The sequence below is a fragment of the Ralstonia pickettii genome (assembly GCF_030582395.1).
GTDB classification, from domain to species: Bacteria; Pseudomonadota; Gammaproteobacteria; order Burkholderiales; family Burkholderiaceae; genus Ralstonia; species Ralstonia pickettii_D.
The window spans coordinates 194,383-208,992 of the sequence record NZ_CP104383.1; the positions used below are offsets into that span (position 1 = coordinate 194,383).

At 60.5% G+C, this 14,610-nt stretch carries 10 protein-coding genes and 1 pseudogene; 2 read left to right on the top strand and 9 right to left on the bottom strand.

What is annotated here, in order from left to right; genetic code table 11:
* Window positions 1-35 precede the first annotated feature (35 nt).
* A pseudogene (locus tag N5B55_RS24610) lies at window positions 36-803 on the bottom strand (transposase); the annotation flags it as partial.
* Window positions 804-947: 144 nt separating this feature from the next.
* Here N5B55_RS24610 and N5B55_RS24615 point away from each other — a divergent pair.
* Entirely contained in the window at window positions 948-3,863 is a 2,916-nt protein-coding gene (locus tag N5B55_RS24615; RefSeq protein WP_003049965.1) for a Tn3-like element IS1071 family transposase, read from the top strand.
* A gap of 116 nt (window positions 3,864-3,979) precedes the next feature.
* Here the strand turns inward: N5B55_RS24615 and N5B55_RS24620 are convergent, their stop codons facing one another.
* Entirely contained in the window at window positions 3,980-4,252 is a 273-nt protein-coding gene (locus N5B55_RS24620; protein ID WP_304541932.1) for a hypothetical protein, read from the bottom strand.
* Between the two features lie 13 nt (window positions 4,253-4,265).
* A complete protein-coding gene (locus tag N5B55_RS24625; RefSeq protein WP_304541933.1) occupies window positions 4,266-4,991 on the bottom strand; it encodes a hypothetical protein in 726 nt (241 codons plus the stop codon).
* A 330-nt stretch (window positions 4,992-5,321) separates the two neighbouring features.
* On the opposite strand from N5B55_RS24625, the gene N5B55_RS24630 reads away from it, so the two are divergent.
* Window positions 5,322-6,587, top strand: coding sequence for a hypothetical protein (locus tag N5B55_RS24630; protein ID WP_009241683.1), 1,266 nt, complete (start codon window positions 5,322-5,324; stop codon window positions 6,585-6,587).
* Window positions 6,588-6,630: 43 nt separating this feature from the next.
* Here N5B55_RS24630 and N5B55_RS24635 read toward each other — a convergent pair whose 3' ends face one another.
* The 6 genes from N5B55_RS24635 to N5B55_RS24660 all read right to left on the bottom strand — a co-directional run bounded on the left by N5B55_RS24635 (window position 6,631) and on the right by N5B55_RS24660 (window position 14,578).
* Entirely contained in the window at window positions 6,631-7,119 is a 489-nt protein-coding gene (locus tag N5B55_RS24635) for a DUF411 domain-containing protein (RefSeq protein ID WP_021197391.1), read from the bottom strand.
* A gap of 268 nt (window positions 7,120-7,387) precedes the next feature.
* Window positions 7,388-10,300, bottom strand: a complete 2,913-nt coding sequence (locus tag N5B55_RS24640) for a Tn3 family transposase (protein ID WP_012478196.1) — start codon at window positions 10,298-10,300, stop codon at window positions 7,388-7,390.
* A gap of 88 nt (window positions 10,301-10,388) precedes the next feature.
* On the bottom strand, window positions 10,389-11,285 hold the full coding sequence (copD, locus tag N5B55_RS24645) for a copper homeostasis membrane protein CopD (RefSeq protein ID WP_024541918.1): 897 nt from the start codon (window positions 11,283-11,285) through the stop codon (window positions 10,389-10,391).
* A gap of 4 nt (window positions 11,286-11,289) precedes the next feature.
* Window positions 11,290-11,676, bottom strand: coding sequence for a copper homeostasis periplasmic binding protein CopC (gene copC, locus N5B55_RS24650; protein WP_009241686.1), 387 nt, complete (start codon window positions 11,674-11,676; stop codon window positions 11,290-11,292).
* 32 nt (window positions 11,677-11,708) lie between these two features.
* A complete protein-coding gene (locus tag N5B55_RS24655; protein WP_009241687.1) occupies window positions 11,709-12,683 on the bottom strand; it encodes a copper resistance protein B in 975 nt (324 codons plus the stop codon).
* Entirely contained in the window at window positions 12,683-14,578 is a 1,896-nt protein-coding gene (locus tag N5B55_RS24660; RefSeq protein WP_009241688.1) for a copper resistance system multicopper oxidase, read from the bottom strand. The genes N5B55_RS24655 and N5B55_RS24660 overlap by 1 nt, the downstream gene beginning before the upstream one ends.
* Window positions 14,579-14,610: the final 32 nt, after the last annotated feature.

Consider the following 14,610-nt stretch of genomic DNA (forward strand, 5'->3'; position numbering starts at 1 on the left):
TTCCCCGCAGCGATGGATACCGCCGCTTCACTGGGTCACCAATTGACGCGCTGGTCTACCTCGTCGGGTTGAGCTGCCAGATCCCAATCCGGCTCGCCTTGCGCACCATCATCCACCGGCGCGTCGCAGCCCTCCCACAGCGGTGGCCCGCGTGCCGGGGTGATGTGCGGGGGGGCAGACTCCACCCCGATGTGGTTCAGGATGTGGCGGATTTCGGCGCTGTGGGTGATGAAGGCAATGATGCGCATCTGCCCACCGCACATGGGGCACAGCAGCGGAAATGCCTCGTAGATGCGGGCAATCAGCACCGCCCACAAGTAATGCGCCGCTCGCTTCGGGCGTGCTTCAGGTTCGGGTGTGGGTGTGGCCGCGTTGCCCGGCACCGCCACCCCAGGTACGCCCGCGCCAGGTTGTGCAGTCTCCACCGTGGCTGGTTGCGACGCAGCAGGCTGAGCCAGCGCCGTTACCGCCGCTCTCAGCGGCGAGTTTGGTGCCAGCACACCAAAGTAGCGGTGCCGGTGGGTGCGTGGCGGGGGAACCAGCGCGGCGATGCGGTCGATCAGCTCCAGCGGTGTGAGGTGCAGCTCATCAACCTTGGCACCGCGCTTGTCGCTGGTGGGTTCGCTGCGCTGCTTGCCGCAGCGGTACACCAGTTTGCTTCCCTCTTTGCGCAGCCTGTCCATCGCAAAGGGTGGGCGGGCGCAATAGCGCAAGAGCCGCTCAAGGCCTGGACGGTCGTGGGATTCAATGCACACCCCGGCATCCACCGAGAAGCCGCTGTGTTTGTAGCCCAGCATGTCTTGGGGTCTCCTCGTTTTCAGTGCAATAAGTGACGGTACGCAAAGCTAGCACTGGCGCGGGGGTGGTCTGGGTAGACCGTTGATTTCATTGACTTTCCTGTTCGCTTTGTAAACGGGTATGGTGGCCTCCCACTTTTGAGGTTCACGATGCAGGGTTGGCACACAACGTTTTTGGGGATGCGTGGGCTCCCCCGCGATATCAGCGACTTCGAGATGAAGGCATTTTTCACCTTCGATGGTGCCGAGCGCGACGCAATCAATGCACGCCGAGGTGATTCCCACAAGCTTGGTCTGGCGCTCCATATTGGTTTCCTGCGCATGAGTGGGCGTTTGCTCGGTGCCTTTCGGGTAATTCCAGTAGCCTTGTGGCGCCACCTTGGCAACGAGCTTGGCATTGCAGCACCAGAAGTCGCCTCGCTGAGAGCCATGTATGAACGCGGGCGCACGCTATTCGATCACCAACAAGTAGCCTGCACGGTCCTTGGATTCCAGTGGATGAGCGAGCACCAGCGCCGCTCACTGGTACGTGAACTGCGCGACGAAGTGGCGCGCTGCGCCGACCGCGATCAGCTACTCGTGCGGGCGCGTCAATGGCTGTACAAGAACAAGCTGGTGATCGTGCACGAGCGGGCAATTCGGACACTGATTGCGGCGGCACTTGCCCAGCTTGAAGTTGAAACAGGCACCGCCATCGCCGCCAGCGTTGATCCAGCAACACTTGATCGCTGGCGAGCCTCAGTTTCAGAGCTGCGCCCAGATGGACAAACCCAGCAGAGTTGGCTATGGGCTGCACCGGCGAAACACTCAACCCGCCAAATCAGCGAGGTACTGGAGCGCATCGACCTGCTTTACACGCTGGACGTTCATAAGCACCTGGCAGACATCCCCGATCTCATCTTGCGCCGCTACGCGCGCCGACTTGTCTCCAGGCCGCCCTCAGCCGGAGCCAAGATCAAAGAGCCAGCGCGCACCGTGGAGGTCGCATGCTTTCTTCGGTATTGCCTGTTCACCACCACAGACCAGTTGATCCTTATGGTGCAGCGCCGGATCGCCGATCTGTGGCGTCAGGCTGCCGCCGATGTCCCCGCTACCGTCAATTGGGCCGCAATGTACAAAACGCTGCTCGGCGAACTTGTTGCCTTGAGCGCGCAAGGTGCGGTGCCAGATGCTGAGTTGCGTGCCCGTCTTGAAGCCTTGATCACCGAAACCCAGAAACGCAAACCACCGAGCAGGGCCTCCCTGGTCCGCGAGGGATTGATTGATGGAATTCGCCCCGTGCGGTCGTTGCTCGTCGCCATTGCAAAGCTGCCCTGGCAGGCCACCGGCGAGCATCCTGCCATCGAGTACCTTGCCAAGCTGCAAGCTTTATATCTCAAAGGATCCAGAAAGCTGCCAGTTGAAGTGGTGGCACCAAGTCTGGGAATGATCTGGCAGGTTTCGATCTCCAGCCCAGACCGGGAACGGGCGTTTCAGGCGTTGGAGGTGGCCACCCTGTTTGCCCTGCGCCGCGCGGTGCGCAATGGCTCGGTCTGGATTGAGCACAGCCTGAGCTTTCGGGGTCGTGCGCGCTTGTTCTTCACGGACGAGCGTTGGCAGGCAGAGTCCAAGAAACACTATGCCCGTCTATCGTTACCCAGCAAGGCTGCCACTTTCTTGAAGCCTTTGCTGGCCAGAGTAACTGCCGGTGTCGATGCGGTGGCCGCTGCAGCCCGCAGTGGCGTACTGCGCGTGGATGATGAACTCCATTTGTCGCCATTGCCCGCAGAGGACGAAGACCCAGAAGTGACCAAGCTGCGCGCGGCTTTGGATCACCGCATCGGTGAGGTTCAATTGCCGGAAGTGATTCTGGCCGTTGACGCCCAGGTGCGCTTTAGCTGGATCATGCTCGGACGTGAGCCGCGCTCTACCGACGAGCTGCTGATGGTCTATGCCGGCATCATGGCCCACGGCACCAGTCTGACTGCGGTCGAATGCGCGCGCATGATTCCGCAATTGTCTGCCACCAGCATTCGCCAGGCCATGCGCTGGGCGCGGGACGAACGGCGTCTGAGCCAGGCCTGCCAGGCTGTGCTGGAATTCATGCAGCGACACCCGATTGCCGCCACCTGGGGGCGGTCCGATTTGGCATCTTCTGACATGATGAGCATGGAGACCACCAAACGGGTGTGGCAAGCCCGGCTTGATCCTCGGCGCAACACACCTTCCATTGGAATCTACTCCCATGTAAAAGACCGGTGGGGCATCTTCCATGCGCAGCCCTTTGTGCTCAATGAGCGCCAGGCGGGCGTGGCCATTGAAGGTGTCATCCGCCAAGAAAAGCTGGAGACCAGCCAGCTTGCTGTGGATACCCATGGCTACACCGACTTTGCCATGTCACATGCCCGTTTGCTTGGTTTTGATCTTTGCCCGCGGTTGAAGGAACTCAAACAGCGCCACCTCTTTGTGCCACGCGGCACCAAAGTGCCCGCAGAAATCGCTGCGGTGTGCGAAGCCAATGTCGACGTCGCTTTGATCGAAAAGCATTGGGATAGTCTGGTGCACCTGGCAGCCTCGGTCATGAGCGGACATGCCAGTGCGGTGGCAGCTCTTGCGCGGTTCGGTTCTGCCGCCCAGGGCGATCCAATCTATGAGGCTGGCGTGCAATTGGGGCGGTTGCTGCGTACGGCGTTTTTGGCTGACTACTTTGTCAAGGACGCTTTCAGGAACGAGTTGCGCCGGGTGCTCAATCGGGGCGAGGCTGTTAACGCCCTCAAGCGCGCCATTTATACCGGCCGGATCAGCCCGGCGCAGGCCAAACGTGTCGATGAAATGCAGGCTGTGGCCGATGCGTTGAGCCTGATGGCCAACATCGTGATGGCGTGGAATACCTCACAGATGCAGGCGGTCCTGGATCGCTGGTCGAACCGCCGCCAGGTCATTCCACCGGAACTGATCGGGAAGATTGCGCCCACCAGGCTGGAGAGCATCAACTTGCGGGGTGTGTTTCGCTTCCCGGTTGACCGCTATGCTGACCAAATCCTGCCTTCGCGGCCAAATGCATCGATAACTGGCACCAATGGATGAAACCGACCACGGTTTGACGCCACGAATCGCAGATTTGAAAGTGAACAGGAAAGTCAATGAAATCAACGATCTACCAACACCACCTCCGCGCCAGTGCTAGCTTTTCGTACCGTCACTTATTGCACTGAAAACGAGGAGACCCCGACGAAGAGGAACTTGGCCTCGGGTATCGCAGTGGCGGGCACCGGTGCAACATCGGGGATGTCGTAGCGAACGCCACGCTCAAACACGTCTCGAAAATCGGCCCATGCAGCAAACGGTTTGGCCAGCCCATTGAGAGACTGCATTGCATCAATCGCGATGATCATCTCACTGGTCAAAAGCTGGAACTTCGGTGGCTCGCCGGCGCGGCGCGAACGCTGTTGCTCGTCGAAGTCCAGTTGGAGCATGTACCGGAACATCTCACGCAGCATCCGTGGATGGTAGGTATCCGGTTGGACCTTGATGTAGCCAGCCCTGATCGTTCAGGCCTATCCAATGCCTGCGGCTCCAGTCAAACCGAGTATTGCGGATGAACCTGTTGAGGCGCTGCAAGCCGGCCGCATAGGCATACCGCTCGTCGTACTCCACCATGTTGGCCAGGCTCTTGTCTTCAGCCATTTGGCAGACGTGACATCCAAGGCGAGCGCCGCACTTGCCCTGCTTGCGCGCACTTCCCTCAAGAATGGCGTCCGCAACCACTGCACAGCTTGTACCCACGGAGTGGGCGTAGATGCGCTTCGTGTCTTCGAAGTCGGAGTAGCCGGGCAGCTCCCCGCTGCTGTACAGCGCAATCGCCTCCCAAACGTCTTCGGTCGACCAATCCGAGATCGGACTGAGCACCAGCTCGCCTTCCTTGTTTCTGACCGGATGCTCATGAGACTCGCCGCGAGCGGTCATGTTGGCCGCCCGTCGGGCGCTCTCATCAAATCGCGTCCCGATGCACGTAACAAGCTCCGGAACACCAGCCTTCTCGATCGCCTTGAACAGCTTGCGACGATACGCAATGGCAGGCCGCAGTTTGAGATCGGTACTGCAATCGCCGTGAGTGCCGGGAAAACTCGGCAGGGCTCGACCGGACAACACCTTGACCTGGAACGTCGACGCCAGGGCGAGGGATGGCCGGGATTTGTAAAAAATCCGCCACATCCGATCTAAGGTGCTGATTTGAAAAGAAAATAGGTCATAGGATCAAGCGGTGGAGCGCGCCTCTATGGATTCAAGGGGCAACGTACACTTCAAAAACATACACCTTCGCAATTGGCCGTACGGCCACCGACCCTGCTCTCAGTGAGCCACACTGGTATCACCTGACGCCTGCGGTGCACGTTCCAGGGTGTCCGCCGAAATCAGTTTGCGCCCATACAGCATTCCCGGCACCAGCACGCTGGTTATCGAAACAAGACGCGCATACGAGCGACAAATTGAACGCATTCTTTGAGAAGATAGACTCCGATCTTTTGAAGAACACTGGCGTGCATGACCGATTTGACAAGAACGCTCATTGAGCGATGGAAAGCTGACAGGGACGGGACATATCAGACGTGGTTTCTCTGGCCGGAGCGCCTCAAGAACTTCCGCTCCATTCGGCGCGGCATCGGCGCGGTCGTCAATGAGATTCAAGCTGGGACATTCGGCAACGCCTATCGCGGGTCCCCCCTCGAAACCGTGGTCTCCTCGATTGCAGAGCAGCGCCAGATCTTCAAGGGGGCGGACCATGCCTTCCTCTGGAAGCCCAAACTGCGCATCCCGGACATCTATGAGAATGCCGATCATCAGCGAGCGTTCGCCAGGCTGCTGCATACGTGCAATTGCTGCGACACCGAACAAGAACTGGTTCAAGCGATTCAGCAGTTGAACCAACACGGCATCAAGGGGCTGGGCCCGGCCGTCGCCAACCTGCTGTACTTCATTCACCCGACGCTGGCGGTTCCCTTCAACACCGCGATCGTCAACGGATACAACGCGCTGACGGGTTCTCGCGTCAAGCTCGGGAAATGGGACCACTACCTGGCCATGCGCGAGGGTGTGCTGTCCCTGAATGGTCGCTACCGCGACCTCCTGTCCAACGATTTGGGCGCAGTTGCCGGACTGCTGTTCGATATCGGAATGGAGCGCTATCCGGCGCCGCCGCGAGAAGGCGATGCTGCCACGATCGCTGAGTGGGAGAGCAATCTGGCCAAGGCGCGCGAGGAAGCGGCCTCCTTCGCCAAACAACTTCAGGCGGGACGAACCGACGATGCCTCCCATACAGAGGTGCAAGGCTGGTTGCGCGATCTCGGCAAGGCACTGGGCTTCGCAGTATGGGTGGCAACCAACGACCGTAGCCGCCCTTACAACGGCGGCGTGCTCAGCGATGGCTGCCTGGCAACGTTGCCGAACTCGCTGTTGGTAGCGGGTGCCGACACCGTGCCCCTTATCGACGTCGTTTGGCTGAACGCTGCTTCGCTGGAGGTGGAAGCCGCCTTCGAGGTCGAACACACCACTTCGATCTACTCAGGCATCGTGCGACTGCTTGATTTAGCCCTGGGCACAGAACAGCCGGCGAAGAAACACCTGTTCCTGGTTGCGCCGGATGGACGAGAGGCCGACGTGCGCGCTCAACTTGCACGCCCCGCCTTCAGCCGCGTATCGGAACTTGGCATCCGATATGTGCCCTACACCAGCCTCACCGAGCACCGGGAAACCATGGCCCGGTTCGGCGCAGGTATCAAGCCGATTGAAGCCATCGCCAAAACGCTCTGACCGGTGGCACGATTGCGGGTGCCAAGGAGACGGTCACACCCCATCAGCTGTATGCGCGGAACACGGTGGCCTGTCCGTCCAATCCGATCAGCAGGACGTTGTATGGCATGCGCCGATTACCGTATGCCGGCCCATCCATGCCAGGGGCGCCGAGCGGCATGCTGGGGACCGCCAGCCCGATCGCTTTCGGGCGCTCCTGCAGCAGACGCTTGATTTCGCGTGCCGGAACATGGCCTTCCAGCGCATAGTCCTGCACGATGCCCGTGTGACAAGAGGCATAGCGCTCTGGCATGCCAGCCTTTCGCCTGGCTTCCACCGTTTCCTCGACGTCATGTGCAACCACGTCGAACCCGTTGTCCCGCAAGTGGGCAAGCCAATCCTTGCAGCAGCCGCAACCCGGCGTTTTCCACACCTGGATCACGGGTTTCGATCCGGCCTTTTGCGCCAGGGCTACGGCAGGCAGCAGTAACAGACCTGCAATCAGGGACCGTCTTGTCGCGGACACGGGCTTGGCAGTCGGCGATTTCATCATCATGGTTCCTCCGGCAAACAGGTAAGCAGTATCAGGTTCCAGGCGGCGAAAGCACACCAAGCCAAGCGACCAACGCCAAAATCAGTATGGCAAGGCTGGTTTCCATGACCAGACTGCGGCGCAGTGGGGGTCGATTTGTTTTCGTTGTCAAAAGTGACGGTAGGAGATCGAGCACTGGCGTAGGGGTGGCCTGCCAAGCCATTGATTTCATTGGGTTTCCTGTTGATTTTTTTGATCGCCGTTTGAGGGCGCAAAAGCGTGCTCGGTTTCAACCGCCGGTCCCGGTTTTCGGCGTGGTCTGTGACGGCAGGATTTCACTGGCATAACGCTCCACTGGAAAGCGGAATACGCCCCTCAAATTGATACCTTGCAGCCGCGTCGGCGCAATTTTCCCCGTGAGCTCCGCCGGGATGACCTGACGCCGGTTGGCCCAGCGGTCCAGAACGGCCTGCATCTGGGTTGTGTTCCAGGCCATGATGATGTTGGCCAACAGACTCAAGGCGTCAGCCACCGCCTGCATTTCCTCGGCCCGCTTGGCCTGAGCCGGGCTCACTCTGCCGGTATAAATCGCCCGCTTCAAGGCATTGACCGCCTCACCCCGGTTGAGTACCCGACGCAGCTCATTCCTGAAGGCGTCTTTGACAAAGTAGTCGGCCAGGAACGCAGTTCGCAGCAAGCGCCCCAACTGAACACCCGCTTCGTAGATGGGGTCTCCCCGCGCCGCCGATCCAAATCTGGCCAGCGCTGCAACTGCGCTGGCGTTGCCGCTCATCACCGAGGCTGCCAAATGGACCAAGGTGTCCCAGTGCTTCTCAATCAAAGCGGTATCGACGGTAGCCTCGCAAACTGCTGCGATCTCCGGTGGAATGATCGTGCCACGCGGCACGTACAGATGACGCTGCTTCAATTCCTTCAGTCGTGGGCATAGATCGAACCCCAGTAGCCGGGCCAACGCCATGGCAAAGTCGGTGTAGCCGTGGGTGTCCACCGCCAACTGGCTGGTCTCGATGGATTCTTGGCGCACGACACCCTCAATGGCGACCCCTGCCTGGCGCTCATTGAGCACAAAAGGCTGCGCGTAGAAGATCCCCCATCGGTCACGCACATGGGAGTAGATGCCAATCGAGGACGTGTTGCGTCTTGGATCCTGTCGGGCCTGCCACACCCGTTGGGTGGTTTCCATGCTCATCATGTCGGACGACGCCAGGTCCGTGCGACCCCATGTCGCTGCAATGGGGTGCCGTTGCATGAACTCCAGCACCGCGTGGCAGGCTTGACTCAAGCGACGCTCGTCCCCGGCCCAACGCATGGCCTGACGGATGCTGGTGGCAGACAACTGCGGAATCATACGGGCGCATTCGGCCGCCGTCAGACTGGTGCCGTGGGCCATGATGCCGGCGTAGACCATCAGCAGCTCTTCTGTCGAACGTGGCTCGCGGCCAAGCATGATCCAGCTGAAACGTACCTGAGCGTCAACGGCCAGGATCACTTCTGGGAGTTGCACCTCACCGATCCTCAGGTCAAGTTTGGCCCTCAACTTAATCACCTCTGGATCTTCATCCTCTGCCGGCAATACTGAAAGGTGGAGTTCTTCGTCCACGCGCAGCACACCGCTGCGCGCGGCGACGGCCACTGCCTCCACGCCGGCGCGTACCTTGGCCAGCAACGGCTTCAAAAGTGTGGATGCATTGGCTGGCAGTGACAGTCGGGCATAGTGCCGTTTGGCTTCTTCCTGCCAGCGCGCATCAGTGAAGAACAGGCGTGCGCGGCCACGAAAGCTCAGGCTGTGCTCAATCCACACCGAACCGTTGCGCACGGCACGTCGCAATGAAAACAGGGTGGCCACCTCCAAGGCCCGAAACGCGCGCTCCCGGTCGGCACCCGCAATCGCGCCGCTCCAGACCGAACCCAAGCGAGGGGCGCTGACATCAGCAGGTAGTTCGCGAAGTTTGCCCGCGTACAGTTTCGTCAATTGGGCCAAGGCTGTGGTCACCGGGTGCTCGCTATTGGCCTGCCAGGGCAGCTTGGTGATTTCGGCCAGCAAAGAGCGCACGGGACGTATGGCGTCAAACAAACGCTCACGCACCACCGAGGCCCGGCTGGGTGGTTTGCCTTGCTGGCTGGCACTGAGCAGGGCAACAATTCGAGCCCGCAACTCCGCGTCTTGAAGTTCACCCTGGGCGACCAAACCAGCCAGCTCTGCCAGCAATGTCTTGTACAGGTCAGCCCAATTGACCGTCTCCGTGACACCTGCTGCGACCGTGCGCCAAAGATCGGCAACGCGCCGCTGAACCATCAAGATAGCTTGGTCTGTGCTGGTAAACAGGCAGTGCCGTAAAAAGCAGCCAACCTCCACTGTGCGAGCGGGTTCTTTGATCCTGGCCCCCACCGAGGGAGGCCTTGAAGCCAGGCGGCGTGCATAGCGCCGCACAATGAGACCGGACAGGTCGTCCAGGTGTTTGTGGACATTCAGGGCGTACAGCAGTTCGATTCGCTCGAACACCTCGCCAATTTGTTTGGTTGAGTGTTTGGCCGGTGCCGACCACAACCAGCTCTGCTGGGTTTGCCCATCCGGGCGCAATGCGGCCATGGCATCCCGCCAGCGCACCAGTTGTTCGGGCAGCACAGATGCCGCAATCGTTTTGGCTGTTTCTTCTTCGAGTTGTCCCAGCGCCGCTGTGACCAGGACACGGATGTCACGGTCGCGCAGGATCAGGATCTTGCTTTGATACAACCAGCGCCGAGCGAATACGAGCAATTGATCCCGATCGGCGCAGCGGGCCACCTCATCGCGCAGGGTGCGTACCAGGGCGCGACGTTGGTGCTCCGTCATCCAATGAAACCCCAGGACATCACAGGCCAGTTGTTGATGGTCAAAGAGGGTTCGACCGCGAACATACAGGGCTCGCAGGGATGCCAGTTCAACAGCAGTGATGCCGATTTCGTCACCCAGATGGCGCCACAGGGTTGTCGGAACGATGCGCACCGAATTCAGCAGGCGCCCGCTCAAGCGCAAGAAACCTATGTGCAGTGCCAGACCCAGCTTGTGGGCGTTGCTTCGGCGGGCGTTGATGAGCTCGCGCTCAGTACGGCTGTACGTGAAAAACGACTGAAGCTCGAAGGTGCTGATTTCCCTTGGCAGCTCTCGCAGGCCAAGGTAGGTTGTGTGCCAGCTTTGCATCTTGTGTCTCCGGTGATTGGGGCAGACACAATACGCCTGAAAAAGTGAACAGGAAAACCAATGAAATCAAGGGCTTATCAGACCACCCCTACGCCAGTGCTCGATCTCCTACCGTCACTTTTGACAACGAAAACAAATCGACCCCCAGTGCTATCACCGCGTGGACGTGGTCTGCGGCCCTAACCGCCGCCGCAAGCCGTGGGCTCAGCCGATAACGATTGGCTGCGGCCAGTCCGAGCATCAGCGCGAACAAAGCCAGCTTGATCAACAATAAGCGCCCGTATGGCGTGGTGAACAACCCGTTAATCGTCGGCCCAACGATCAAAAAATAGTTGAACGTCCCTGTCGCAAACAGCGTGGCAACAATCAGCGTCCCAAGACGCGCGAAGCCATTGGATGTGTGACTAAGGATTTCCACCGTTTCCGATGAGGCCGCTTGTCTTGTCGACGCCAGCAGCACAAACGCTGCCAATGCGCCAACCCAGGCGCCCGCGGCCAAAACGTGCGCGATATCAAATGTGAGATGAAGGTATCCCTTCACACCGTCGTCCATCGCCCCATGCCCGGCCCAAGTGACCGTTAGCAGAGCCACCGCACCCAGCCCGGCGCACACGCCGAAGTGAGGCGCTGGGTGCTTCCGCAAACGCGCAACGGCGACCAAGCATCCGGCCAGGGCCACCAATCGCGCCATCCAGGCCAGGCCAACCGCGGTGGTGGTCAGCATCATGCTGAAGACATGGCTGGTGAGTTCAGCGTACTCGGTGGCCCCCGTCATCGCCTTGGCCATGACAACGAAGCTCCAGAGCGACAGCACGATGCCCAATGCGGCAGTGACTCCGACGGCACGGACGTATCGGCGCGCAATCGCCGTGGCCCGGTGATCGGGTCGCAACGCCTGGACCCCGAACAGCGAGACCCCGAAAAGGATCGTCAAGTCCAGGTACAGCCCAAAGCGCAGGGCGATATTGAGCCAATCGTCCGCCATGGCCTTACTTCACCTTGAACGTGAAATTCCCCGTCATCGGGTGGGTATCCGACGAGACCGCGCGCCACTCCACCTTGTACGTCCCGGTCGTCAGCGGTTGTGCGGGCGTGATGACCATCGTCTTGGCGTCGTCGCCGGCGGAGACTTTTGCGCCAACCTTCATCGGGTTATGCCCCGACATGCCGGGCATCTCCGTCATGACGAGATTGGCCCCGGAGAATTGTGTCGTGAGGGTCTCCGAGAACTTCAGCTCGATCTTCGTCGGCGCAGTCACTTCCGCCTGATCGGCGGGCGTCGAAGAGACCAGTTTGGGATGCGCGAACGCGGCCGAAGCCAGAAGCGCCAAGGACGTGCCAATGATGGCCTTGGTGGCAAAACGAGACGTGAACATAGAAACACCCTTGTGGTTGGGAGTTGAGAAAACTAGAACCAGAGGCGCACACCCGCAACAAAACGGGTGTCGCCGCGGCGCCCACCGGCCGCTTCGATCATGTTGGCGGTACCGCCAAATGCCTGACTGCGTTCGACGCCGATATAGGGCGCAAACTGGCGGCTGAACTCATAGCGCAGCCGCAAGCCCACCGTCGCGTTGGAAAGCCCGCTGCCAACGGCGAGATCGGGATCGCGCTTGCCATAGAAGTTGGCTTCGATGCGCGGCTGCAGGATCAGCCGCTGGGTCAGCAACAGCTCGTATTCGCTGGACAGACGCAATGCCGTGCGTCCACTATTGCCCACATAGGCGGTGGCCTCGACATCGAACCAGTATGGAGCCAGACCTTGCACGCCGAAGGCCACCCAGTTGCGTGTGGGTCGGCCGAAACCCGTGTCATTCCGCACACCGAGCTGGGTATCCCAGAACGTTGTGACGGCATGGCTCCACAGCAACTCGGTGCGCGCCTCTTCGAAGCGCCCCTTTGAGACATCGCCTTCGGCTTTTAGGACCGCTTTGTTGTACACGCTGCCGAACCGGGCTTGCAATTCGTAGGCGGTTGCATTGGCATCGTTACCGTGCACCCACTCCAGCCGGTCAACCAGCACTGAGCCAAAGTTGTGCGCGTCCGCCATCATCATCATGTGGCGGGGATCGCCCAGTGCGTATTTGCCGGTGCCGAGCTGGTATCCGCCCGAGTAAGCATCGGGATCGCGTGCGTCGGGCGGCGCCGAACCATCCTGCATCTTCATGCTGCCGTGGTCCATGCCTTGCATCGAGCCGTGGTCCATCCCCTGCATTGAGCTGCCAGTATTCTGAGCGCCAGATTGGGACGCCGGGGTTGTCTCCCCGTTCATCAGTTGGATTTCCTGGGCCGAGGCAACGCCGATGCCGGCGGCAGCCAGCGCCACAGTCAACAGTGTTCTTACGTGCTTGTGCATGATCAATCCGCTGTGAAAGTCGAGCATCAGACCACCACCACTTCGCGGAACATACCCGCATCCATGTGCAACATCAGGTGGCAATGCCAGGCCCAGCGACCCAGCGCGTCCGCTGTGACGAGAAAGCTGATCCGTTGGGCGGGCTGGACGGGGATGGTATGCCGGCGCGCGAGGAACGTACCGTCCGGCGCTTCCAGTTCGCTCCACATACCATGCAGGTGCATGGGGTGCGTCATCATCGTGTCGTTGTGGAGGATGACGCGCAGCCGTTCGCCATAACGGAAGTGCACAGGTGTCGATTTGCCGAACTCCACGCCGTCGAACGACCACGTGTAGCGCTCCATGTTGCCGGTGAGGTGCAGTTCCACCTCGCGCTCCGGACCGCGCTTATCCATCGGACCGCCGATGGTATGCATGTCGGCGAGCACCAGAACGCGGCGCCCGTTGTTGCGCAGACCGACGCCGGGATCGTCCAGGTTGGTGCGCGCCATGTCGACGTGCATATCGGTGCTCGGACCGTATTCCGTGCGCGCGTGCCGTGCTGTCTTGCTCGGCACCTTCAAGCTGTTAGCCGCTCCGCCGGATTCCGCATGCTGGCTGTGGTCCATCATCTGCATGCCGCCGGAGTCCATCATGGTCATGCCAGTGTCGTCCATCATCTGCATGTCGCCATGATCCATACCGGGCATGCCGCCGTGGTTCATACCGGACATCGCACCATGGTCCATGCCCGACATGCCACCGTGGCTCATGCCACCCATACCGCCCATGTCACCCATCATGTCAGCCATGGACAGCCATTCCACCTTGTCGAGCGCAGGCACTGCAGCCTGCAAGCCCCGGCAGACAGCCAGCGTGCCACGTGCATAACCAGTACGGTCCATCGACTGCGAGAAGATGGTGTAGGCGTCGTCCTTGGGCGCGACCAGCACATCGCAAGTCTCGCCGGGGCCGAAGCGGAATTCGTCCACCGTGACCGGCTCGATGTTCTGCCCATCGACCTGAACCACCTTGAGTTTCAGCCCCGGGATGCGCACGTCGTAGAACGTGTTGCCGGAGCCGTTAATGAAGCGCAACCGCACAGTCTCGCCCGGCGTAAACAGGCCCGTCCAATTGCCGGCCGGCGTGACGCCGTTGGTCAGATAGGTGAGCGTTGCACTGGAGAGATCGGCCAGATCGGTCGGGTTCATGCGCATCTGGTTCCACATGGCCCGCTTTTCCATGGCCGCCTTCCAGCCATCGTTGGAAACGTCGCGGAAGAAGTCCACCACCGTAGGCTGGTGGTAGTTGTAGTAGTCGCCCTGCGTCTTGAGCTTGGAGAGGACGCGCATCGGATCTTCGTCGGTCCAGTCCGACAGCAGCACGCTGTAATCGCGGTCGGCCCGGATCGCGTCACCGCCGGCGGCATCGATGATGAGGGCGCCATAGACCCCGGTCATCTCCTGGAAGCCCGAATGCGAGTGGTACCAGTAGCTGCCGCTTTGTCGCACCTTGAAGCGGTAGGTAAAGGTCTCGCCGGGCGGAATGCCGTGGAAGCTGATGCCCGGTACGCCATCCATCTCGAACGGCAGGACAATGCCGTGCCAGTGGATTGACGTCGGCTCGCGCAGGCGATTGGTCACGCGCAAGGTGACGGTGTCACCCTCGCGCCAGCGCAGCGTGGGCCCCGGGAGCATGCCATTGATGGTCGTGGCCATAGCCGGCTTGCCCGTGAAGTTGACCGGCGTCTCGTCGATCACCAAGTCGAATTCGGTGCCGCGCAGCACTGGTGCGGTCCCCAGCGCGGTGGACGCAGCGGATGCCGCCGAAGTGAAACCACCCAGGCCCAAACCGGCGATGACACCGCCGGCAGCCAAACCTTGCACAAACCGCCGCCGCGGCAGGTTCGGTAGCACGAGGCCGGATGCACGATTGCTGCGCATGATCGAGATTTCCTTAACAAAATGTCCGACTC